The organism is Stenotrophomonas lacuserhaii (genome assembly GCF_014836545.1).
Classification (GTDB): domain Bacteria; phylum Pseudomonadota; class Gammaproteobacteria; order Xanthomonadales; family Xanthomonadaceae; genus Stenotrophomonas; species Stenotrophomonas lacuserhaii.
In genome coordinates this window covers 175,803-198,628 of the sequence record NZ_JACSQS010000003.1, presented here as the reverse complement: position 1 = coordinate 198,628, position 22,826 = coordinate 175,803, and the positions used below count along the sequence as shown (strand labels likewise).

The following is a 22,826-nucleotide window of genomic DNA, read 5'->3' as shown; positions in this document are numbered from 1 at the left end:
CCCTTACTTGTGTCCGATGCTGCGGGCAACCACACCCGTTATGCTGATCCCGCAATTTCCACGGCAAGACGCCAACCGGAGCAATCCATGAACCAAACCGTGCCACCGCTGCCCCCCGCGCGACGCAATCCCATCGCGGCATTCTTCATCGGGCTGTGGGACGTGATGAACTTCACGCGGCGGCTGATCCTCAACGTGCTGTTCTTCGGCCTGTTGTTCTTCATCCTGGTCGCGCTGGTCGTGGCGGCCGGCATGGGTGCGGGCGCAAGCAAGTCGCTGCAGGACCGCACCACCCTGGTGATCGCCCCGGAAGGCCGCCTGGTGGAGCAGTTCAGCGCTGATCCGGTCAGCCGCGCTTTCGCCAAGGCGATGGGAGATACCAGTGCCGAAGAGATCCAGCTGCGCGATCTGATCCGGGCGATCGACGCCGCGCGCGAGGACAAGAAGATCGAGCGGGTGGTGCTGGAACTGGACAAGCTGCAGCCGTCCGGCTTCGCCTCGCTGCGCGAAGTCGCCGCTTCCCTGCAGCAGCTGCGTGCGTCCGGCAAGCAGCTGGTGGCCTACAGCGAAAGCATGGGCCAGTCGCAGTACCTGCTGGCCGCACAGGCCGACGAGGTCTACCTGGACCCGATGGGCGCGGTGCTGCTGGAAGGCCTCGGCCGCTATCGCCAGTACTTCCGCACCGGCCTGCAGGACAAACTGGGCGTGGACGTGCACCTGTTCAAGGTGGGCGAGTACAAGTCCGCCGCCGAACCGTACGTGCTGGACGCCGCATCGCCGCAGGCCAAGGAAGCGGACCTGTACTGGATGAACGATGTCTGGCAGCGCTACCTCGGTGACATCGCCAAGGCACGTCGGCTGGATCCGGCACAGCTGGCCGCCGGCATCGATACGTTGCCGGAAGGCGTGGCCGCCGCCGGCGGTGACCTGGCCAAGTTCGCCCTGCAGCAGAAGCTGGTCACCGCGCTGAAGACCCGCGAAGAGTTCGAAGACCTGATGGTTGAACGCGGCGTGGCCGACGGCGATGCCGAAGGTGGTTTCCGCAGCATCAACCTGGGCGCCTACCTGGGCCAGGTCGATGCACGTCGCAGCCCGGTGGATTCGCGTCCGCAGGTGGCCGTGGTGGTGGCGTCGGGCGAGATCAGCGGCGGTGACCTGCCGGCCGGTCGCATCGGCGGCGAGTCGACCTCCGCGCTGCTGCGCGAAGCCCGCGACGACGATGACGTGAAGGCCGTGGTGCTGCGGGTGGATTCGCCGGGTGGCGAAGTGTTCGCCTCCGAGCAGATCCGCCGCGAAGTGGTGGCCCTGCAGGCCGCCGGCAAGCCGGTGGTGGTGTCGATGGGTGACCTGGCCGCCTCCGGTGGCTACTGGATCAGCATGAATGCCGACCGCATCTATGCCGATGCCTCGACCATCACCGGTTCGATCGGCATCTTCGGCATGGTGCCGAACGTGGCGCGCGCGCTGGACAAGATCGGCGTGCATACCGACGGCGTGGGCACCACCCGTTTCGCCGGCGCGTTCGACATGACCAAGCCGCTGGACCCGGCCGTGGGCCAGGTGATCCAGTCGGTGATCGACAAGGGTTATGCGGACTTCACCGGTCGCGTGGCCGATGCGCGCAAGAAGCCGGTCGAGGCCGTGGACGAAGTGGCCCGTGGCCGCGTCTGGTCCGGTGCCCAGGCCAAGGAGCGCGGCCTGGTCGATGCCTTCGGCGGCCTGAAGGACGCCGTGGCCGACGCTGCGGGCCGGGCCAAGCTCGGTGCCGATGACAAGTACCGCGTGCGTTACATCGAAAAACCCGCTACCCCGTTCGCACAGTTCCTGGGCGGTTTCGCCGGCAGCCACGCCGGTGCCTGGATGCTGGCCGAATCCGGCGTTGGCCGGATGGTGCTGGCGCGGACGATGCCGGAAGTGGATACCCAGCTGCGCTTCGTGCAGAACGCCGCGCGCGAGCAGGGCAAGGGCACCCCGGTCAAAGCGCTTGCCTATTGCTTCTGCGGTTTCTGACCGTCTTCAGACGGTAGCAGCCGACCTCGGTCGGCTCTACCTGGCACTGATCATTCCTTCTCGGCGCGCTCTTCCTGGGCGCGCCGTTTCTGTTCGGCATCCTCCAGCGTCTGCTGCACGCCGCGCGCTTTTTCCAGTGGCGCCTGCACGTTGCGCGCCAGCGCCTGGGGCTCGGGTGGTTTGTCCTGCGGCGGGACCGCGGGGCGCTGGCAGGCGGCCAGCGAGGCCACTGTGATGATCAGGGCGAAGGTTTTCAGCTGGTGCATCGAAGATCTCCCGGCGACGGCGCTATGCTTGCCGCATCGTTACACGGGCAGTGCCCGGATGGGAGTTCAAGATCGTGACTGCGCAGCGCTGGCGGCTGGATGGACAGACCGCCCTCATCACCGGAGCCAGTGCCGGCATCGGCCTGGCGATCGCACGTGAACTGCTCGGCTTCGGTGCCGACGTGATGATCGTGGGCCGCGATATCGACATGCTGGAGAGTGCCCGCGACGACCTCGCCGATGAGTTCCCCGCACAGGCGATCCATGCCCTGGCCGCCGACGTGTCCGATGATGAAGACCGGCGTGAGATCCTGGACTGGGTCGAAGACCATGCCGACGGGCTGCATATCCTGGTCAACAATGCCGGTGGCAACATCACCCGGCCAGCCATCGATTACACCGAAGACGAATGGCGCAACATCTTCGAGACCAACCTGTTCTCGGCCTTCGAACTCTCGCGCTACGCGCATCCGCTGCTGGCACGGCATGCCGCTTCGGCCATCGTCAACGTCGGCAGCGTGTCCGGCCTGACCCACGTGCGCAGCGGGGCGGTCTACGGCATGACCAAGGCCGCCATGCACCAGATGACCCGCAATCTGGCCGTCGAATGGGCCGAAGACGGGATCCGGGTGAATGCCGTGGCGCCGTGGTACATCCGTACCCGACGCACGTCCGGGCCGCTGGCCGACCCGTATTACTACGAGCAGGTGATCGACCGCACGCCGATGCGCCGCATCGGTGAGCCGGAAGAGGTCGCCTCCGCAGTGGGTTTCCTGTGCCTGCCTGCCGCCAGCTATGTCACCGGTGAGTGCATCGCGGTGGACGGCGGCTTCCTGCGCTACGGGTTCTGACCCGGGTCAGGGCACCGCGCAGCTGCTGGCTTCCAGCACTGCCTGCACGCGCAGGCGCTCCTCGCGTGCCATTGGCTGGGCGTCGGCGGTTGCAAAGCTTTCGCGGCCGCGTGCATCGCGCATTCGTTGCTGCCAGGCACCGCAGCGCTGCGCCAGCTCCACTTCGCTGCAGGCATCGCGCACGACTTCGCAGCTGGCCGCGTTGTAGGGGGCGATGCCGCCGCCCAGGCCGGCGATCGGCAACACCGTGCAGCGCGACGGCGCGGCCTCGTATTCGTGGAAGTACTGGCCGCCGCCGCTGGAAGTACAACGGAAAATCACCGGCGGTGGAGGCCGGTCCGGCACGGCGCTGGCATCGGCGACGGCGCGTGCGCGCAGCACGTCGCTGTCCAGAATCGCCTCGCCGCTGCCGGCTGCGGCGCCGGTTGCCGGCGCGTCGAGCTGGTCGCTGTCCAGCACTGCTGCCGCGGCGGGTACGGGCGAATCACCCAGCGCGGTGGAGGCCGTGGACGCGCTCGACGCGCCACGCCGCTGGATGATCTGCGCCGTGCCGGACGGACACGGCGCATCCTGCACGGTCACCTTGGCATTGGCATCGGTGCAGCGGAACACGATGTCCTCGTTGGCGGACACCGGCAGGGCGGTCAGCAGCGCCAGCGCGGCCAGGCAGATCCAGGTCTTCATCCGCTGATTGTAGCGGCGCGGGCGCGCGATCAGCGTCCGCCGCAGTCCTGGTCCAGGCGCGCGTCGATGCCGCGCTGCTCGCGGGTGATCGCCTGGCGCTCGCCCTGCAGGGCGCTGTTGTAGCGTCGGTCCAGCTCCCAGCGCTGGTCACGCAGGCGGGCACAGACCTCTTGTGGGGGCAATGCGTTGCACGTATCGCGCACCAGGATGTTGCCCGCCGGGAAACTGATGCCGTGGCCGATGCCATGCGGCGGCCGCTGTCCGGGCCCTGCGTTGCCGCGGCCTTCGGCGCGGATCGGCGGCAGTCCGGGCTGGCCCGGGCCGTGCCACGGACGGTGCCCGCCGCCGACCCACGCGCTGGTCCACAGCGGCACCCAACGCGGATTGCCCTCGTTGCTATCGCTCAGGTACCGCCGGCCCTCTTCGGTCACGCATTCGAACATCGGCTGCGGCGGCCGCACGTAGACATGGCGGATTTCGCGCTGCACCTGCGCGCTGCTGGCGGCAGGCGTGGCGACATCGTCGGTGCTGGCACGGCGCGGCGGGGGATCCTGCGGCCGCTGCATCTGTCGCACTTCCTGTCGCCCGCTGCTGCAGGGGCTGTCCTGCAATGTGACCGCACCATCGCTGCCGACGCAGCGGTAGATCCGCACGCTGTCAGCGGCAGGCGGCGCCGGGGCCGCCATGGCTAGCGCCGGCAGCAGGACGATCAGCAGGGCAGGGGATGCGCGCATGGCCCATCGTGCGGTATCCGGCGCGGCCGCGCCAGCGGCTCAGAAGCGCAGTACGTTGCCGCTCAGGCCATCGCGGATCGGCGTGGGCTGGGCCAGGCCGCCGGTATCGCCATCCAGCAGGCCGTCGAGCAGCGACAGCAGGCGCGGGTCCAACTCGGCACGGGTGCGTGCAGGCGGCTCGCCGGCCAGGTTGGCGCTGGTGGACACCAGCGGCCCGCCCCATGCCCGGCACAGCGCTGCCACCAGCGGGTGCGCGCTGATGCGCACGGCAAGCCCGCTGTGCTCCCCGGTGACCCACTTCGGGGCGCGGGGGCCGGCGGGCAGGATCCAGGTGTTGGCGCCAGGCCAGCTGGCCAGCACTTCGCGCTGTCGTTCGTCCGGCAAGGCGTCCAGCACCGCCCAGCCCTGCAGCTGCTGCAGTTCGGCGGCGACCAGGATCATGCCTTTCTCCACCGGCCGCTGCTTGAGCTTGAGCAGGGCATGCACCGCCATCTGATGGCCGGGGTCGCAGCCCAGGCCCCACACCGCTTCGGTGGGATAGGCGATGACCCCGCCGGCGCGCAGGCTGGCCACCGCACTGATCAGGTTGAGTTCTTTCATGCCGCCAGTATCCGCCTGCAACGCGCAAACCGGTAGCGCCTGGTGGGTGACGACCGTTGGTCGTCACGCTTCCGGTTCTCCGCCGAGCATGGCTCGGCGCTACCAGGAGACCGGGCTTGGCCCGGCGCTACCAGAACCTGCCGGATCAGCCGGCGGTCTTCTTCGCCACGGCCTTCTTGGCGACCTTCTTCACCGCTTTCTTGGCGGTCTTCTTGGTCGCTTTCTTGGTGGCCTTCTTGACCGCGATCTTTTTGGCGGCGACCTTCTTCGGCGCGGCCTCCTTCTTCACGGTCTTCTTGGCAGCCTTCTTGCCGAAGCCCTTGCGCACCGGCTTGCCGGTTTCTTCCATGAACTGCTGCGCTTCGGCCAGGGTCAGCGAGGCCGGCTCGCGATCCTTGGGGATCTTGCCGTTCATCTTGCCGTCGCTCAGGTACGGGCCGAAGCGACCGTTCAGTACCTGGATCTCGCTGCCGTCGAATTCCTTGATGATCCGGTTGCGCGCGATCTCTTCCTTTTCCTCGATCAGGAAGACCGCACGGTCCAGGTCGATCGTGTATGGGTCATCTTCCTTCTTCAGCGAGGCATAGGTGCTGCCACGCTTGGCGAACGGACCAAAGCGACCGATGCCGACGCTGACGTCCTCGCCCTTGTCCTGGCCCAGCGCGCGCGGCATCAGGAACAGCTCCAGCGCATCTTCCAGGCTGATGGTGTGCATGCTCTGGCCGGGGCGCAGCGAGGCGAACTTCGGCTTGTCTTCGGCATCTTCGGCGGTGCTGCCGATCGCCGCATACGGCCCGAAGCGGCCGAGCCGCACGCTGACCGGCTTGCCGGTCTTGGGATCGGTGCCGAGCTCGCGCGCGCCACTGGCTTCGGCGCGGTCGACCGATTCGTTCTTCTCCACCACCAGCTTGTTGAACGGCTCCCAGAAGCGGGCCATCAACGGAATCCAGTCCTCTTCGCCACGCGACACCGCATCCAGCTCGTCTTCGAGCTTGGCGGTGAAGTCGTAATCCACGTACTGGGTGAAATGGCTGGACAGGAACTTGGAGACCGCGCGACCCACGTCGGACGGGCGGAAGCTGCGGCCTTCCATTTCCACGTACTTGCGGAACTGCAGGGTCTGGATGATCGAGGCGTAGGTTGACGGACGGCCGATGCCATATTCTTCCAGCGCCTTCACCAGCGCCGCTTCGGTGAAGCGCGGCGGCGGCTGGGTGAAGTGCTGGTCAGCGACGATGCGGTCCAGCGGCACGCGGTCGCCGGGCTTCATCAGCGGCAGCTTGCGGCCTTCGTCTTCGTCATCGGCGCTCTTGGTGTCCTTGCCTTCTTCGTACACGGCCAGGAAACCGGCGACCACCACGGTGGTGCCGCTGGCGCGGAACACATGCTCGCTGCCGGCCGATAGGTCCACGCTGACGGTATTGAGCGTGGCCGGGATCATCTGGCAGGCCACCGACCGCTTCCAGATCAGCTCGTACAGCTTGCGCTCGTCGTCGGTCAGGAAGCGCGATACCTGCGCCGGGGTCCGCAGCGCGGAGGTTGGACGCACCGCTTCGTGGGCTTCCTGCGCGTTCTTGGACTTGGTCTGGTAGGTGTTGGGCTGGTCCGGCAGCGAGGCGATGCCGTAGTCACGGGCGATCACGTCGCGGATTTCAGCCAGCGCGTCCTGCGACAGGTTGACCGAGTCGGTACGCATGTACGAAATCAGGCCAACCGTGCCTTCCTCGCCGATCGCCACGCCTTCGTACAGCTTCTGCGCGACCTGCATGGTCTTGCGCGTGGTGAAGCCCAGCTTGCGCGAAGCTTCCTGCTGCAGGGTGGAGGTGGTGAACGGCGGTGCCGGGCGGCGCTTGCGTTCCTTGCTGGCCACGTCGGTGACATGCAGGCTGCCCTGGGCGGCCTGCTGGATGCGCAGGCGTGCGGCTTCTGCGGTGTCGCCGTCGGTGACGGTGAACTGTTCGAACTTCTGCCCGTCCAGCTTGATCAGCTTGGCGTTGAACGGCTGCGAAGGATGCGCGCAGGCCGCGGCGATGGACCAGTACTCGCGGGCGATGAAGGCTTCGATCTCTTCCTCGCGCTCCACGATCATGCGCAGCGCCGGGCTTTGCACGCGGCCGGCGGACAGGCCGCGCTGCACCTTGCGCCACAGCACCGGGGACAGGTTGAAGCCGACCAGGTAGTCCAGCGCGCGGCGGGCCTGCTGCGCATCGACCAGGTCGGCGGCAATGGCGCGCGGCTGGTTCATGGCCTCCTTGATGGCCCGCGGGGTGATTTCGGTGAACACCACCCGCTGCATCGGCTTGTCGCCGACCAGGCCACGTTCCTTCAGGATCTCGGCGATATGCCAGCTGATCGCTTCACCCTCGCGATCCGGATCGGTCGCCAGGAAGATGTCGTCGGCGCCCTTTGCGGCTTTGGCAATGGCATCGACGTGCTTTTCGTTCTTGTCGATGACGTCGTAACGCATCGCGAAGTTGTTGTCCGGGTCGACCGCGCCTTCCTTGGGTATCAGGTCGCGCACATGCCCATACGAGGCCAGGACGGTGTAGTCCTTGCCGAGGTATTTGTTGATCGTCTTGGCCTTGGCGGGCGATTCGACGATGAGCAGGTGCTTGGGCATGGGGTCGCTTTTGTGTGCGCACGGCCGGGAAGGGCCGCTAGGGTGGAGCAAATGGCCGCATTAGTGAAGCGGCCGGGTCGATTTCCATAAACTGAACGCCCGGGGATGAGCCGGGCGTTCAGCTTTTACCTTATTAGAGGAATCACGTCGTGAGCGCTCTGTCAAGCGCGCCGCCCGCATCCGCCTGTATTCAGCCGGCCATCCTGGCGATCGCGCCGACCGCCACGACCATCGCGATGATCAGGCCGATGAACAGGATACCGGTCAGTACCAGCACCACCACGCCGACTGCGCCCAGTTGCGGACGCTGCAGGTGCGGCTGGTCGGTGAAGGCCCACTTATCGACCACGACGGTGTCGCAGATCATGTCGTGCAGGGCCTGCTTGCGCTCGGTGAAGGCGGCCATGATGTAGCCGACCAGCAGGGTCAGGCTGCTCAGGAGGGTGGCGAAGTAGCGGCCGATCGAGCGCGCGCCGGAGATCCGGTCGCCATCGCTGCGCACCACTTTGATGCCCAGCGCCATCTTGCCCGGGGTCGCCCCGCCGATCGAGGCGTGGAACCAGCCGTAATAGGCCAGGCTGATGCCGAAGCCGATCAGCGCGCCGAGCAGCTGGCTGAGCACGCCTGCGGTGGTCGAACCCCCACCGGCCAGGCTGGCCGCGCCACCGATGCCCAGTCCGACGATGGCCCCGATGATCATCGAGCTCGCGGTCAGGATGACGTAGTCGATCATGTAGGCGGCGAACCGCTTCCAGAAGCCGGCGTACAGCACCTCGGCACCGTGTACCGGCACGGCATTGCCGTAGCCCACCGATGCGGCCGATGCGCCATACGGCGACGCGCTCAGCGGGCCACTGCCCGGCAGCGGCGCGGTGCCGTTGTCGATCGCCGCGTAGTCGCCGCGCAGGTCGAAACCGGTGCTCGGCTCGGCGGCAACCGAAGCCAGGGTCTGCAGCTGCAGCTCATCGACCACCGTGCGCAGTGCGGCCCATTGTCCCATTCCCTCGCGCCAAACCAGCGTATCCAGCGTGATCTGGCTGCGCTGGAACAGCTGGCGGATTTCCTGCTCGGCTACCGGGCCCTGGCGCTGCTGGCCTTCGGCGTAATACCACTCACTCATCATCATCCCCTGTGGGTCTTCCTTGGAAATCGGTCCGTGCCCGCCTGCCGGCTCAGTCGCGGCAGTTCACGGGCAGGTATTTATCGGCGCCGTCACTGCTGCATTCCCAGCGCGACGCCTGGGGATCGTACTCCTGCCAGAGCAGGTCGCCGTCGACCTTTGACTCGCCTACCGCCAACGTCGCTTCGATGCCGCAGTGATCGTTCTCGAACTGACCGAACTGCACGCTCGACAGGCCCTGCCCAGTGTAGTGGTCGTGGGCCGGGAAATCGGGGTCGGCGCGGGTCGGGCAACGGCCTTCACGGTTGACGAATTCCGCCACCTGCACCTGCAGTGGCTGCAGCGCCGCCACCGAGTGCGCCACCTTGGCGCGGATCGTGTAGTCGTTGTAGGCCGGCAGTGCGATGGCCGCCAGGATGGCGCACACCGGCACCAGCACCAGCAACGCCGCACCGCCGATGACGGCGGTCATCGCACAGCCGGACAGTGGCTTCTTCTGGGCCTGCATCGGCAGCGCGCGCGCACCGGCATAGGGCGCAGCGGACGAGGGAGGGGCAGGAGGACTGCCCGGTGGCACTGGTGGCAACGGGGGGACGTTGGCCGCAGCAGTGGCAGCTGGGACCGCGGTCAGCCCCAGCTCTTCCACCACGGTGCGCAGCGGCTGCCATGCCGGCAGGCCCTCGCGCCATACCAGTGTATCCAGTCCGATCCGGTTGCCCCGGAACAGCTCCCCCATGTCTTCAGCCGAAACCGGACCAACCTGGCGGCTGCCCTCGGCATGGAACCACTCGCTCACGTGAACGCCCCCTGTATGCGCAAGGCATGCAGTGTACGGTCAGTGAAGGGGTTCTGGCTCGTCCATGAACATCTGCGTTTCCATCCAGGCATACGCGGCTTCCGAGCCGGGCTGGTTGAACAGCACCATCAGGACCACCCACTTGAGGTCGTCCAGGTCCAGTTCGTCCTGGTCCAGCGCCATGGCACGGTCCAGCACCAGCTCGCGCTGGTCGGCATCCAGGATGCCGTGCTGCTCCAGGTACAGGATGAAACCGCGGCATTCCACGTCCAGCTTGTCCAGCTCCGGACCGTGGTAGACGCGTACCGGGCCGTCGACCCGGGCCTGCGACACGGTAGGACGCTGGGCGGCCAGTGCGTCCAGCCAATCGAACGCTTTGGCGGTCTCGGCCGGGCTGAAGCCCGCCTGGATCAGGCCGTTCTGGAGGGAGTCGCGGTCGCGGATGAGATCAGCGTCTTCGCTGAAATAGTGTTCAAACAGGTACAGCAGCACATCGAGAATGCTCTCTTTCATTGCCCCTCGGCCTGCGTCATCTGGACGCTGTGGAGGTTGGGAAACCAGGGTTTCGACAGTAGCGGCCGTGTTCGCACACCACGATACCCGCCAGTTCCATGGCCAGCAGCATGGAGGACAGCCGGGCGGCCGTCAATCCACAGTGCGTGATCAATGAATCCATAGGGATTGGGTCGTGGTCGAGCGCTTTCCACAAGGTCTGGTAGTCCGGTTCGGACGCCATGTGTGCAGGAAGATGGGCTCGCCGTCCCTGTTCAGTGGGGGCCTGAAGGCGACTTTGCAAGTCGGGCAGGGCGGTGGCCACCTGCGGGGCAATCAGGGCCATCACCTCGCCGGGGGTTTCCACCAATGCGGCACCGTCGCGGATCAAGCGGTGGCAACCAGCGGCCCGCGGATTGCGGACCGAGCCAGGCAGGGCGCAGACCTCGCGTCCGGCTTCGGCGGCCAATCGTGCGGTGATCAGTGCGCCCGAGCGGTTGGCGGCTTCGATCACCACCGTTGCCAGCGCCAGCCCAGCTACCAGCCGGTTGCGGGCGGGGAAATGCGCTGCCCGGGCCGGCGTGCCGGGAGGATATTCGCTGACGACCACGCCGTGGTCGGCGATCTCGCGTTGCAATGCGACGTGATGCGATGGGAACACCGTGTCCGGCCCGCAGCCGATCACCGCAAGGGTGATGCCGCCTGCCACCAGCGCGGCACGATGGGCCGACGCGTCGACGCCGGCAGCCAGTCCGCTGATCACGGCCAGGCCGGCATTGCAGAATGCGGTGCTGAACTCGGCAGCCAGTGCGCGCCCGCTCGGTGTGGGCGAACGGCTGCCCACCACGGCGATGGACGGATGCCCCAGCGGGGCGGGGTTTCCGTGCACGAACAGCGCCAGGGGAGGCTCCGGGATCGTGCGCAGCAAGGCCGGGAAGCGTCGATCGCCAAGCGGCAGCAGGTGGTGGCCGTCTTGCTTCAGCCAGCGCAGGGCGGCCTCCAGTGCAGCCGGATCCGGCGCGGCGAGGCGGCGCAGCTGGCCGGGCGAGCAGCCGGCCTGCCGCCAGGCGACCGGCCCGGCGTCCAGCGCGGCGGCCACGCTGGGGCGAGCGCAGGCCAGCGCGCGCCGCGCCGGCAGTCCGCCACCGGCAAGGACCAGGGTCAACAGGGCTCGGGTTTCCTCATCCATGGCCCAGCCTGCCGCGTATACGGCAACGGCGCCCTAGGGCGCCGTTGCGGTGTGCTGTCAGTGGGAGACGGCCGTCGGCCGTCAGTCCACTTACTCCGTCGCGTCGGGGTGGCGGGCGTTGTAGCCCACCAGCACCGGCTTGATGCCTTCCATCACCAGCGCATAGCTGACGTTGTCGAACGTACGGAACACCATGGCATGGGCGGCATATTCATCCGGCATGGTCAGGCGGTTGTTGCCATCGACGCGCGAATCGTCCATCTGCGACGAATTCGGGGCCTTCATCACGTGCTTGACGTGGCTGCCCTGCCGCCACAGCGAGAACACCGTGCCGTTGTCCACGCCCTGCGCGCTGCCTGCGGAAAGGGCAATGACATCACGTGCGCCGCCGGACAGCAGCATGTCCGCTACCGCCAGTACCCGGACATCCAGCCCGTCGGTGCCCGGCGCCGGGACATGCGGGAAGAACTGCAGGTCGTACGGCGTGGCTTCCACCGGGACCAGGCGGTCACCGGCGCGCACCTCGCGGCCATCGCCGGTGCCCTGCAGCGCCAGCGTGGCGACATCCACGTTGCCCGAGGGCACGCGTGTGATGGTGCCGACGTTGACCTTGGCCAGTTCATAGCCCAGCTGCTGGTGCGGACGCTTGTTCGGGACGGTGAAGTCCTTCCACAGGTTGCCGCTGCCCGGCGTCGTGCGGCCGCTGGCGTCCAGGTCCTCGGTGGGCTTGGGCAGTGCATAGCGCACCGTCGGCCGGACCACGGCGTAGCGCTGGCCCACGGCGGCGCCGTCCAGCCCGTGCACGTAAGCCAGCTGGCCCGAGGTGGCGCGCAGGCGGTTGTCTTCCAGCCCGGCCACATAGGGCAGGTGATCGATGCGATCGACCACGCTCAGTTCTTTCAGGAAAGGCTCGACTTCGGACAGCGGAATGCCGGTGATCGGCGCTTCCTGGCGCGGTCCGGGCTCCTGACGCGCCACGACGCGGTCCAGGTAGGCCAGGCTCAGCACATCGCCCGGGTAGATCAGGTGCGGGTTCGCCACCTGGGGATTCGCCTGCCAGATTTCCGGCCAAAGCCAAGGCTTTTTCAGGAATCGCGCAGAGATATCCCACAGTGTGTCGCCCTTCTGGACGACATAGGTGGTCGGGTGCCCGTTCATTTCGACGGCGGTAGCATAGGCGGCAACGGTCAACATCGCCGCGGCGACGACCGTGCGGATTCGTAGCAACATAGGAGTGGTCAGCCCGGTTCCCCAACAGGTTGGCGCACTATAGTCCAGAAACCGGGGCGCAGGGCAAGCGTTGGCGATAGAATTACAACGCAGGCCGGCGTTGACCGGCCCCCACCCAGATGATTACTGCCATGGCACTGCTCCCAATTCTCGAGTTTCCCGATCCGCGCCTGCGCACCAAGGCCGTGTCGGTCGACGCCGCCGAGGTCACCACGCCGGCCTTCCAGACCCTGCTGACGGACATGTTCGAGACCATGTACGACGCACCCGGCATCGGCCTGGCGGCCAGCCAGGTGGACGTGCACAAGCGCTTCATGGTCATCGACGTGAGCGAAGAAAAGAACCAGCCGATGGTCTTCATCAACCCGGAGATCGTCCAGCAGGACGGTGGCCAGGTCTACCAGGAAGGTTGCCTTTCGGTGCCGGGCATCTTTGCCGACGTCACCCGCGCCGACCAGATCACCGTGCGCTACCTGGACCGCCAGGGCCAGGCGCAGGAGCTGGCCACCGACGGCCTGCTGGCGGTCTGCGTGCAGCATGAAATGGACCACCTGGACGGCAAGCTGTTCATCGATTACCTGTCGCCGCTGAAGCGCGAGATGGTGCGCAAGAAGCTGGCCAAGGCGCGCAAGCACGTCGCCTGATCCATCACCGGGCACGGCCGCTGCCGTGCCGACCGTCCGCGCCTGCGCGGACCCTGCGGCACCGGAGCGCGGTGCCGTTTTCTGACCTGCAGGTCGCTGGCCTGCGCAATGGGGTGACCATGAGGATTGTCTTTGCCGGTACGCCGGAGTTCGCGGTGTCGTCGCTGCGCGCGGCTGCGCGCCATCACGAAGTGGTGGCCGTCTATACCCAGCCGGATCGTCCGGCCGGGCGCGGACGGGGCCTTGCGCCGTCGCCGGTGAAGCTGGAAGCGGTGGCCCGCGGCATCCCGGTCCTGCAGCCGGAAAACCTGAAGGATGAGGCTGCCCAGCAGCAGCTGCGCGAGCTGCAGCCGGACCTGATGGTGGTGGTGGCCTATGGCCTGATCCTGCCGCGCGCGGTGCTGGGCATCCCCACCCACGGCTGCTGGAACGTGCACGCCTCGCTGTTGCCGCGCTGGCGCGGTGCCGCTCCGATCCAGCGTGCCATCCAGGCCGGGGATACGCAGACCGGCGTGTGCCTGATGCAGATGGAAGCCGGCCTGGATACCGGCCCGGTGCTGCTGCAGCAGGCGCTGCCGATCCTGCCGACGGACACCGGCGGACAGCTGCACGACAAGCTGGCCGAACTGGGTGCGCAGGTGCTGGCCGATGGTCTGGGCCTGCTGCGCGCCGGCCTGAAGCCGGTCGTGCAGCCGCAGCCGGTCGAAGGGGTGACCTATGCGCACAAGTTGGACAAGGCCGAAGCAAGGCTGGACTGGAGCATGGATGCCGCGTCGCTGGCGCGCACCGTGCTGGCGTTCAATCCGTGGCCGATCGCCGAAGCACAACTGGCCGGCGAACGGGTGCGCATCCATGGCGCGGTGGCGCTGGATGACAACGGCGGCCATGCGCCGGGCACGGTGATCGGCGCTGCCCGCGAAGGCATCGACATCGCCTGCGGGCAAGGCGCGTTGCGCCTGCGCGTGCTGCAGCGCGAAGGTGGCAAGGCGATCACTGCCGCCGACTACCTCAACGCGCGCCGCGACCTGCGCGTGGGAGCCTGAGCCGGTGAGCAAGCAGGATGACCTCAAGATTTCCCACGCCGCGCCGGGTGCCGCCACGCGCATGCTGGCCGCGCGCGTGCTGGCGCAGGTGTTCACCCGTGGGCGTTCGCTGAAGGCCGAGCTGGCCTGGGCGCTGCCCAAGCTGGCCGACACCCGCGACCGCGCGCTGCTGGAAGCGCTGTGCTTTGCGGTGCTGCGCCGGCGTAGTACCTACGACGCGGCGCTGGCCAGCTGGATGCAGAAGCCGTTGTCGGCGCGCGATGCCGACCTGCGCACGTTGCTGATGGTCGGCTTCGCGCAGCTGGACGTGCTGGAACTGCCGGCCCATGCCGCGCTGTCGGCCACGGTCGACGCCGCCCGCGCGCTGGGGCGTGAGCGCCAGGCGGGCCTGGTCAACGCGATCCTGCGCCGTGCGCAGCGCGAAGGATTCCCGGTACAGCCGCCGCGTGATGCGTTCCCGGCCTGGCTGGCCGAAAGCATCGAGCGCGACTGGCCGGTCCAGGCCGAGGCGATCTTCGCCGCCAGCCTGCAGCCGGCGCCGTTGTGGCTGCGCGTCAACCGCCAGCAGGGTGATCGTGCAGCGTCGCTGGCCGCGCTGGAGGCCGCCGGCATCAGTGCCGAGGCCGGTCCGGTGAGCGCGGATGCGATCCGCCTGGCGTCCTCGGCGGCGGTCAACCAGCTGCCCGGCTTCAACGAGGGCGCGCTGTCGGTGCAGGACCTGTCCGCGCAGTGCGCCGCCGATGCGCTGGCGCCGCCGACGGGTGCGCGCGTGCTCGACGCCTGCGCCGCCCCTGGGGGCAAGTCCGCGCACCTGCTGGAACGTGATCCGTCGCTGCGCCTGCTGGCGCTGGACATCGATGCGCGCCGGCTGGCGCGGGTCAAGGACACCTTCTCCCGCACTGGCGTTGGTGCCGATGCGCAGGTCAAGGCAGCTGATGCGAGTGATCCCGGTTCGTGGTGGGACGGGGTGCCGTTCGACGCGATCCTGCTCGATGCTCCGTGTTCGGCGACCGGCATCATCCGTCGCCAGCCCGATGTGATGTTCCATCGTCGCGCCGAGGACGTCGACGCGCTGGTGGGCGTGCAGGCGCGGTTGCTTGAAGCGTGCTGGTCGATGCTGCGTCCAGGTGGCGTGCTGCTGTACGCCACCTGCTCGATACTGCGCGCGGAGAACATAGACCAGGTGCAGGCGTTCCTGAAGTGGCATCCGGATGCCTCTGCCGACGCGCTGGATGACGGATTCGGCATTGATTGTGCGGGAGTGGCACGCCAGCGACTGCCGGGTGATGATGGCGGCGACGGCTTTTTCTATGCGCGTCTGCTAAAAAGCGCCTGATACCTTTTCCGAGCCTGCGGTGCCCATGCTGACCACACGCGCTTCCCGTGAGACCTCGCTGCTGGTGCTGATGGCCCTGCTGGTGCTGGGCGCAGGCCTGGGGCTGCGCGATCCCTGGCCGTCGGACGAGCCGCGTTTCGCGCTGGTCGCCAAGCAGATGGTGACCAGCGGCGACTGGCTGTTCCCACACCGCGGGCTGGAGCTGTATTCGGACAAGCCGCCAATGCTGATGTGGCTGCAGGCCACGCTGTATTCGGTCATCGGCAACTGGCGCATCGCCTTCCTGTTGCCGTCGATGCTGGCTGCGCTGGGCACACTGTGGTGCGTGCATGACCTGGGGCGGCGGCTGTGGACGCGGCGGGTGGGGCTGTACGCGGCCTGGCTGCTGCTGTTCGCACTGCATTTCACCTTCCAGTCGAAGAAGGCGCAGATCGATCCGCTGATCGTGTTCTTCATCACCCTGGCCAACTATGGGTTGATCCGGCATCTGCTGCTGGGGCCGGCGTGGGGCTGGTGGTGGTTCGGCTGGTTCGCCGCCGGGCTGGGGGTGATCACCAAGGGCGTGGGCGTGGTCGCGCTGCTGATGATCATCCCGGCCGCGCTGGCGTCGGTATGGGGTTGGCGTGGGGTGGGGCTGAGTGTCCGCCACTGGCGGTTCTGGGTGGCGCCGCTGCTGTTCCTGCTGGCGATCGCGCTGTGGCTGGTGCCGATGGTGGTCGTCGCGCTGTCCACGGGGTCGGTCGAGTACCGCGCCTACATGGACGACATCCTGTTCCGCCAGACCGCTGGCCGCTATGCGCAGTCCTGGGACCACCACCAGCCGTGGTGGTACTTCCTCGCCACCATGCCGTCGATGTGGATCCCGGCGTTCCTGGCCGTTCCCTGGGCGATCCCGGCGTGGTGGCGAAGGCTGCGTCGGCGTGACCCGCGCTATCTGGTCCTGCTGGGCTGGTGGGCGTTGATCGTGCTGTTCTTCTCCATCCCCGATGGCAAGCGTGATGTCTACATCCTGCCTTCGCTGCCGATGTTCTGCCTGGCGCTGGCGCCGCTGCTGCCCGGCCTGCTGCGCAAGCGCGCGTTCCAGTGGCTGCTGGCGGCCTTCACTGCAGGGCTGGCACTGTTCACGCTCGGCGCGGGCGGCGCGCTGTTGACCGGCCAAGGGGGCCTGGAGGCGAGGTTGATGGGCTCGCGCGGCATCGACCAGGCCGCGATCGCCTCACTGGCCTGGGCCGCCGTGGCGATGGGCTGCTGGGGCGTGGTCAGCCTGCTGGCCTGGGGGCATCGCCGCGCGCATCTGGGCGTGGTATCCACGCTGACCGGGGTCTGGTTGCTGTACAGCCTGGTCGGCTATCCGTTGTTGAACAGCGCCAGTTCGGCCAGTGGGCTGATGCACGCCGTTGGCCAGCGCATCGGGCCCGATGCCGAACTGGGGCTGGTGGCGTGGAAAGAGCAGAACCTGCTGATGGCCGACCGCCCGGCGGCGACCTTCGGCTTCCAGAAGGACTGGGATGCACAGCTCCGCGATGGCGTTGCCTGGCAGGCACAGGCGCCGGCCACGCGCTGGCTGCTGGTGCAGCAGGACGCCCTGTTGCCCTGCGTGGACCGCAGCCGCGCCGAGTTGGCCGGAATCTCCAACCGCCGTCGTTGGTGGCTGGTGCCGGCCGCCGCTGTCCACGGTGCCTGCGAGCTGCCTGCCGATGCGCGCGAGCGCGAGCGTGCGCTGCAGGCGCGGCAGTTCGAAGAATGACCGCGTGCAGCCAGCTGCCTGCAGCGTTCCAGCGGACAGCGCGCGTTCTGTGTCGGCTGGCCAGAATCGCTGTCCCTTGCCGACCTGACGTGATGACCCTCCAGTGAGTCTGCCTCCCTACGGCTACGCCAACGACCTGCACCGATCCGGGGCGCCGCAAGGCATGCGTGCGCGCATTGCCCGCGGCATGGGTCAGCTTGGGCTGCTGCTGATGCCGGCGCTGGTGGTTTCCACGCCGGTCAACCTGCTGCCGTTCGGGCTGCTCCTTCTGGCCAGTACCCTGCTGGTGCCCGGGCTGCTGTGGGATGCCCGCCGCGACGCGGGGCCGACGGTGAAGGTGCTGGCGCTGCTGATGCTGGCGGTCCTGGCGGGCGGGGTGGTGTCGATGCTGCTGTTCGAGCATGGCTTCCGCGACGTGGACAACCGCTCGCGATTCTTCGTCATGCCGTGGATCGCGCTGTGGGTGTGCGCGCTGGACCTTCGGCTGCGCTGGCTGTGGCGTGGCGCCCTGGTGGGACTGGTGCTGGTCTTCGTGCTGTCGTTGCGACAGGTGCTGGGAGGCGCGCCGCGTGCGGAGCTGTTCACCAATGCCATCGTGCTGGCGGACATCGTGGTGATGCTGCTGGTGCTCGCATTGTTCTGCCGGCCCCACGGTGTACGCGGTTGGGCCTGGGGCCTGCCGGCGCTGGCCCTGGGGTGCGCGGCGCTGGTGCTGACCGGCAGCCGCGGTGCGTTGCTGGCGCTGCTGGCGGTGTTCCTGGTGATGGCACTGAGCCTGCGCTGGCGCACCCTGCGCCTACGGCTGCTGATCCTGGCGGCGATGCTTGGCGTGGCCGGCGTGGCGCTTGTCGCCGTACCGGAGCTGCGCCAGCAGGTGCGGCTGACCGAGCTGCAGAACGACGTGCGGCGGCTCGAACACGGCGATACCGATTCATCGGCAGGTGCGCGCGTGGAGCGCCTCCAGGTTGCCTGGGACACCTTCGTGGACCATCCGTTGACCGGTGTGGGCGTGGGCCATTTCGACACCGCCATGCAGCGCTTGCCGGAGTGCCGCGACGACCCGATGGAACCGCGTTGCCACCTGGGCCATGCGCACAACGACCTCGCCGAATGGGGCGCCACCCAGGGCGCGCCGGGCGCCCTGCTGCTGCTGGCCGTGTACGGCGTGCCGCTGTGGCTGTTCCTGTGGCTGCACCGGCGCAGTGGCCGTTCCACCTTCCGCGGGCCGGCGGCCGCCGGGGTGATGATCGTGGTCAGCTACATTCTGTGCGGGCTGACCCAGTCGATGTTCGCCCACCAGATCACCGCCAGCTTCTACGCTTCCATCGTCGGCGCGCTGGCCGGGCTGTCGCGCCTGGAAGCCCTGCGCCACCAGCGTCGGCTGTCCGCCGCTGCGGCGCCCGACGCGGCCTGAGCGGGGTTACTTTCCACCGACCGGCTGCCCGTTCTGCAGCAGCCACAGCATGATCGTCTTCTGCCGCACGTAGTTGGCGCTGACGAAGGATTCAATCAGCCCCGGCCAGCCATCCAGCATCCCACCGCGCAGCACGTAGCCGCGGAAGAACCGCCATGCCGGGGCCAGCACCAGCTTGGCCAGGGTGGCCCTGCGGCCACGCGCGAACTCGTGTTCGGCCATCATCCGCGCGTACTTCTGCTTCTTGTCCAGCAGCTGCATGAAGTTGCGGAACGGGTGGTGCAGCAGGTCGCCTGGCAGCAGGCCGGCCGGTCCGTCCAGTGATACCGCTTCGTGGATTTCGCGGTCGCCGCGCCAGCCGCCACGACGACGGTCGAACAGCCGCAGTACGCGGTCCGGGTAGGCGGTGCCGTGCTTGAGGAAGCGTCCGTAGTATTCCGAGCAGCGCGCGAAGCGATAGCCGGCGACGCTGCCAAAGCCGGCCGCGCGCGCCGCTTCGATGCTCTGGCGCAGCGGTGCGGACACGCGCTCGTCGGCGTCCAGGCACAGCACCCAGTCATGCGCGGCCTGCTGCACGCAGAAGTCCTTCTGGCTGCGGAAGCCATCGAAGGGGCGCTGCAGCACGCGGGCACCGGCGGCACGGGCGACCTCCACGGTGGCGTCGGTGGAAAAAGAATCCACCACTACGATGTCCTCGCAGAAGGACAGCGAGGCCAGGCAGTCGGCCAGTCGGTCGGCCTCGTTGAAGGTGATGATGCAGGCCGACAAGGGCGCGCGCGGTTCGGGTCGGGTAGAGGTCATGCAACCGGGCCTTGGGCGTGTTCGTGGCAGAGCCTAGCAGCGACACCGCCGATTGGCGATGCGATACTAGCCGCCGGCCATCGAAGAGGAGCAGACCGACGTGCCACGCCACTACCTGTTGTACGGATCGGAACGTTACGCGCTGGCCATCCTGCGGCCCGTGCAGGCGGCGATCCGGGCGCGCGGCGACGAGACGGCCTGGTTCTTCGACGGTCCCGGCGCGGAAGACCTCGCCGCGGATGAAACCCTGCTGACGGTGGAGCAGGTGCGCGCCTGGGACCCCTATGCGGTGATCACCTCGTCCAATGCGGTGCCGCACTTTTTTCCCGGCGTGAAGGTGGAAACCTTCCATGGCTTCGATGCGGGCAAGCCGCGGCACATCTACGTGCGCGGTTTCTTCGATCTGTACTGCACCACCGGTCCGCGTGACACGGCCGCGTTCTCGGCGTTGGCCGAGGCGCAGGGCCATTTCGCGGTGGTGGAGACCGGATTCCCGAAGATCGACCCGTTCATGAGCCAGCTGCCGGCACAGCCCGAACCGGTGCGTGAACCGCCGGTGGTGCTGTACCACTCGACGTTCTCACCGTCCTGGAGCGCGGCCGGTGTGTTGCATGACGAGATCGCGCGGCTGTCGCGCACCGGCGAATGGCGCTGGATCGTCACCTTCCATCCGAAGATGGATCCGGAGATCGTGGCGCGCTACCGCGCGCTGGAAAACGAGTACCTGCGGTTTGCAGACAACGACAACATCCTGGAGCTGTTCCCGCAGGTCGACCTGATGTGTTCGGACACGTCTTCGGCATTGAACGAGTTCCTGCTGACCTACAAGCCGGTGGTTACCTTCAAGAACCGTCGCCCCGGCCCGCAGCTCATCGACATCGATGACCCGGCCGAATTCGAAGGCGCGATCCGGCGTGCACTCGCCCGGCCGCCGGAGCTGATGGCAGCCATCCGCGAGTTCGCCGATACGTTGCATCCCTATCGCGACGGGCGTTCCAGCGAGCGGATCCTGCAGGCGATCGATGACTTCGTCGCCAAAGGGGGGCGCAACCGCAAGCCCAAGCCGCTGAACTTCTGGCGCAAGATCAAACTGCGCCGGCGCATCGGCTACTGGGGTCCAGCGCGCACCCGCTGACACTGCGTGCAGCGCTGGATCACCAGCGCAGCTTGCGCCGGGCGAGCGCCGCACCGAGTGTTTCCAGCACCTCCGCGGCCTGCGCCTGCGGCAGATAGCGCAGGCACAGCGCGACGTCTCCGCGTGCACCAGCGGTATCCAGCCAGACGCTGCTGGTGCCCAGCAGACGGTCCAGCGGCGAGCGTGAAAGGCGCAGCGCCTGCAGCTTGTCCAGTTCCGCCCAGCGCCACCAGCGGCGCCACCAGCCACCCCGAAGCGCCACATGCTGGTCGTCCAGGTGCCAGCCGATGCGCGCCATCTGCAGGCGTGCCGTCCACAGCGCCACCGGTACCCAGGCCAGCACCAGCAGGCCCGGGTAGCCCCAGCGCCAGGTCAATCCTGCCGCCAGCACCGGGGTCAGCCACAGGCTGGTAAGGCACAGGCGCCAGCTTCCGCGCAGCGGCACCGGCTGCCACTGCGCAGGCGGCCATTGCACCTGTGGCAACAGGTGGCTCACCAACGCATCGCAGGCCTGTGGGGTGGCCAGTGGAGCCAGCTCGCGCAGTCCGCGCTGCTGGTGGTCTTCAGTGCCCTGGCTGGCGGCACTGTCGATGCGCAGCTGGCGCCGGCCGGCCCACCGCTGCAGCAGCGTTTCACTGAGTGTCCAGGCCTGGATGCGGCGCAGTGCCACGCTGCTGCGCACCTTGCTCAGCAAGCCACTGCTGACGGTCAGCCGCCGCTGCTGTTCGCTCAGCTCGAAGCCGTAATAGCGCAACAGGGCCAGCAGCACCGACAGTGCGCGCAGGGTCAGCCAGCCGGCGATCAGCAGCCCCGCTGCGATCAGCAGCAGGCCACTGATCCCGGGCTGCAGGCCGCTGGCATAGCCGAAGGCCTGGCGGCCTCCCTGCTCGACGAAGGCATCCATGCTGCGCCGGGGCACCACCTGCACCAACGCCGCCAGCGCTGCGGCCACCATCACCCAGCCGCGGTTGGACAGCAGGCCCAGTTTCACGACTTCGCCGTGGGTCATGCGCAGCAGGAGGTGGCGCTCGTCGGCCTCCGGCAGCGGCGGCGGCGTGCCGTCGTCGGCACGGCCGGCGTCCAGCTGCGGCGCCGGGCCGCGGTGGCGTACGCGCTGCTCCAGCGCCAACGCCTCATCCAGCCGCAGCACGCGCATCTCGGCTTCAGGGCGGTTGCCACCGGCCGATTCCAGTCGCAGTTCGGCCACCCCGAACAACCGGTGCAGCAGGTTCTGGTGCACCACCACGTTGTGGATGCGCGCGAACGGGATCTCTCGCCGGTTGCGGGAAAACACGCCGCTGCGGATGCTGATGCCTTCCTCGCCGATGCGGTAACGGTAGCTCAGGTACTGCAGCACCGAAGCCAGCACCAGCACCACGATGACGATCAGCGGGCCCAACTGGGCCCATAGCGGGTCGCGGTCGCCGCGCTGGCCGAACACCAGCAGCGCGACCAGCGGCAGCAGGTACTGGCGCAGCTGCAGGATCAGCACGAACAGCCAGGACCACGGATGCAACCGGCGCTCCTGGTCGGCGCTCGGCAGGGGCGGAGGCGCGGTGCTCACAGGGCGTCGGCGTCCTGGTCCAGCTGGCGCGCGAGGGTGTCGCGCAGGTGCTCGGCATCGGCCTCGTCCAGGCCGTCCAGCACCACCGCACTGAAGCGGCTGCCGGCGGTGTGGACCACCAGCGTGGCCAGCCGCGCGCGGCGCTGCAGCGGGCCGCGACGGACGTCCAGGTGCTGCACGCGCGAGGTCGGCACGCGGGTATCGCGCTGCCACCACAGGTCCCGGCGCAGGCCCAGCCCGGTGCCATCCAGCCTCCACCAGGTGCGGCGCATCCTGCGCCAGCCGATCCGTGCCCCCAGCAGCGCCCCGGCCAGCAGCCACGCGACGGCCGCTGCGATACCGCCCGGCAGGTCCAGCAGCCACCAGGCCGCGGCGGCGGGCAGCCCGGGGAATACCGCGCCGGCCGGCAGTCCGCCGAGTGCGGCCAGGCGTGCCGCGCGCAGCGGCAGCAGCTGCCAGCCGTCGGGCATGTCAGTGGAGGTTGAAGGTGAGGTCACGCAGGCTCCGGGTGCAGGCAATGGCGACAACGTTAGCAGGGCCGGGCCTGCGC

At 68.1% G+C, this 22,826-nt stretch carries 21 protein-coding genes; 8 read left to right on the top strand and 13 right to left on the bottom strand.

Annotated elements, in window-relative coordinates:
• Window positions 1-87 precede the first annotated feature (87 nt).
• On the top strand, window positions 88-2,010 hold the full coding sequence (sppA, locus tag H9654_RS05115) for a signal peptide peptidase SppA (protein ID WP_042614489.1): 1,923 nt from the start codon (window positions 88-90) through the stop codon (window positions 2,008-2,010).
• Between the two features lie 50 nt (window positions 2,011-2,060).
• Here the strand turns inward: sppA and H9654_RS05110 are convergent, their stop codons facing one another.
• Window positions 2,061-2,276 (bottom strand): hypothetical protein, encoded by a 216-nt coding sequence (locus tag H9654_RS05110; RefSeq protein ID WP_191769519.1) that lies wholly within the window; start codon window positions 2,274-2,276, stop codon window positions 2,061-2,063.
• Between the two features lie 74 nt (window positions 2,277-2,350).
• On the opposite strand from H9654_RS05110, the gene H9654_RS05105 reads away from it, so the two are divergent.
• Window positions 2,351-3,127, top strand: a complete 777-nt coding sequence (locus H9654_RS05105) for an SDR family oxidoreductase (protein ID WP_191769517.1) — start codon at window positions 2,351-2,353, stop codon at window positions 3,125-3,127.
• A gap of 6 nt (window positions 3,128-3,133) precedes the next feature.
• Here the strand turns inward: H9654_RS05105 and H9654_RS05100 are convergent, their stop codons facing one another.
• From H9654_RS05100 to H9654_RS05060, 9 genes are all read right to left on the bottom strand, one after another.
• Window positions 3,134-3,811: a hypothetical protein gene (locus tag H9654_RS05100; RefSeq protein ID WP_191769516.1), complete on the bottom strand. Its 678-nt coding sequence runs from the start codon at window positions 3,809-3,811 to the stop codon at window positions 3,134-3,136.
• Between the two features lie 29 nt (window positions 3,812-3,840).
• Window positions 3,841-4,545 (bottom strand): DUF4124 domain-containing protein, encoded by a 705-nt coding sequence (locus H9654_RS05095; protein WP_191769514.1) that lies wholly within the window; start codon window positions 4,543-4,545, stop codon window positions 3,841-3,843.
• A gap of 39 nt (window positions 4,546-4,584) precedes the next feature.
• Window positions 4,585-5,145 carry an L-threonylcarbamoyladenylate synthase type 1 TsaC gene (locus tag H9654_RS05090; RefSeq protein ID WP_042614483.1) on the bottom strand — a complete coding sequence of 187 codons (561 nt, stop codon included), beginning with the start codon at window positions 5,143-5,145 and terminating at the stop codon, window positions 4,585-4,587.
• A gap of 145 nt (window positions 5,146-5,290) precedes the next feature.
• On the bottom strand, window positions 5,291-7,765 hold the full coding sequence (locus tag H9654_RS05085; RefSeq protein ID WP_191769512.1) for a DNA topoisomerase I: 2,475 nt from the start codon (window positions 7,763-7,765) through the stop codon (window positions 5,291-5,293).
• Between the two features lie 190 nt (window positions 7,766-7,955).
• Window positions 7,956-8,885 carry an RDD family protein gene (locus H9654_RS05080; RefSeq protein ID WP_191769510.1) on the bottom strand — a complete coding sequence of 310 codons (930 nt, stop codon included), beginning with the start codon at window positions 8,883-8,885 and terminating at the stop codon, window positions 7,956-7,958.
• Between the two features lie 52 nt (window positions 8,886-8,937).
• Complete coding sequence (locus H9654_RS17925) at window positions 8,938-9,681, bottom strand: GYF domain-containing protein (RefSeq protein ID WP_191769509.1); 744 nt, start codon at window positions 9,679-9,681, stop codon at window positions 8,938-8,940.
• Between the two features lie 39 nt (window positions 9,682-9,720).
• Window positions 9,721-10,194 (bottom strand): DUF494 family protein, encoded by a 474-nt coding sequence (locus tag H9654_RS05070; protein WP_057507476.1) that lies wholly within the window; start codon window positions 10,192-10,194, stop codon window positions 9,721-9,723.
• Window positions 10,195-10,210: 16 nt separating this feature from the next.
• Window positions 10,211-11,362 (bottom strand): DNA-processing protein DprA, encoded by a 1,152-nt coding sequence (gene dprA, locus H9654_RS05065; protein WP_191769507.1) that lies wholly within the window; start codon window positions 11,360-11,362, stop codon window positions 10,211-10,213.
• Between the two features lie 90 nt (window positions 11,363-11,452).
• Complete coding sequence (locus H9654_RS05060; RefSeq protein ID WP_042614478.1) at window positions 11,453-12,592, bottom strand: LysM peptidoglycan-binding domain-containing protein; 1,140 nt, start codon at window positions 12,590-12,592, stop codon at window positions 11,453-11,455.
• A 131-nt stretch (window positions 12,593-12,723) separates the two neighbouring features.
• Here H9654_RS05060 and def point away from each other — a divergent pair, with 131 nt between their 5' ends.
• From def to H9654_RS05035, 5 genes are all read left to right on the top strand, one after another.
• Window positions 12,724-13,236 (top strand): peptide deformylase, encoded by a 513-nt coding sequence (gene def, locus H9654_RS05055; RefSeq protein WP_191769505.1) that lies wholly within the window; start codon window positions 12,724-12,726, stop codon window positions 13,234-13,236.
• 119 nt (window positions 13,237-13,355) lie between these two features.
• On the top strand, window positions 13,356-14,279 hold the full coding sequence (fmt, locus tag H9654_RS05050; protein ID WP_191769503.1) for a methionyl-tRNA formyltransferase: 924 nt from the start codon (window positions 13,356-13,358) through the stop codon (window positions 14,277-14,279).
• Window positions 14,280-14,283: 4 nt separating this feature from the next.
• Entirely contained in the window at window positions 14,284-15,615 is a 1,332-nt protein-coding gene (rsmB, locus tag H9654_RS05045) for a 16S rRNA (cytosine(967)-C(5))-methyltransferase RsmB (protein ID WP_191769502.1), read from the top strand.
• Between the two features lie 25 nt (window positions 15,616-15,640).
• Window positions 15,641-17,362 carry an ArnT family glycosyltransferase gene (locus tag H9654_RS05040; protein ID WP_191769500.1) on the top strand — a complete coding sequence of 574 codons (1,722 nt, stop codon included), beginning with the start codon at window positions 15,641-15,643 and terminating at the stop codon, window positions 17,360-17,362.
• Between the two features lie 163 nt (window positions 17,363-17,525).
• On the top strand, window positions 17,526-18,776 hold the full coding sequence (locus H9654_RS05035) for an O-antigen ligase family protein (RefSeq protein WP_191769641.1): 1,251 nt from the start codon (window positions 17,526-17,528) through the stop codon (window positions 18,774-18,776).
• Window positions 18,777-18,782: 6 nt separating this feature from the next.
• On the opposite strand, the gene H9654_RS05030 is transcribed toward H9654_RS05035, so the two are convergent.
• Window positions 18,783-19,577 (bottom strand): glycosyltransferase family 2 protein, encoded by a 795-nt coding sequence (locus tag H9654_RS05030; RefSeq protein WP_191769498.1) that lies wholly within the window; start codon window positions 19,575-19,577, stop codon window positions 18,783-18,785.
• Between the two features lie 100 nt (window positions 19,578-19,677).
• Here H9654_RS05030 and H9654_RS05025 point away from each other — a divergent pair, with 100 nt between their 5' ends.
• The gene (locus tag H9654_RS05025) at window positions 19,678-20,712 is read left to right on the top strand and encodes a CDP-glycerol glycerophosphotransferase family protein (protein ID WP_101101328.1); all 1,035 of its coding nucleotides are present in this window, start codon (window positions 19,678-19,680) and stop codon (window positions 20,710-20,712) included.
• A gap of 19 nt (window positions 20,713-20,731) precedes the next feature.
• On the opposite strand, the gene H9654_RS05020 is transcribed toward H9654_RS05025, so the two are convergent.
• Complete coding sequence (locus H9654_RS05020; protein WP_191769496.1) at window positions 20,732-22,276, bottom strand: PH domain-containing protein; 1,545 nt, start codon at window positions 22,274-22,276, stop codon at window positions 20,732-20,734.
• The gene (locus H9654_RS05015) at window positions 22,273-22,746 is read right to left on the bottom strand and encodes a PH domain-containing protein (protein ID WP_042614471.1); all 474 of its coding nucleotides are present in this window, start codon (window positions 22,744-22,746) and stop codon (window positions 22,273-22,275) included. Before H9654_RS05015 ends, H9654_RS05020 begins: the two co-directional genes overlap by 4 nt.
• Between the last annotated feature and the right edge of the window lie 80 nt (window positions 22,747-22,826).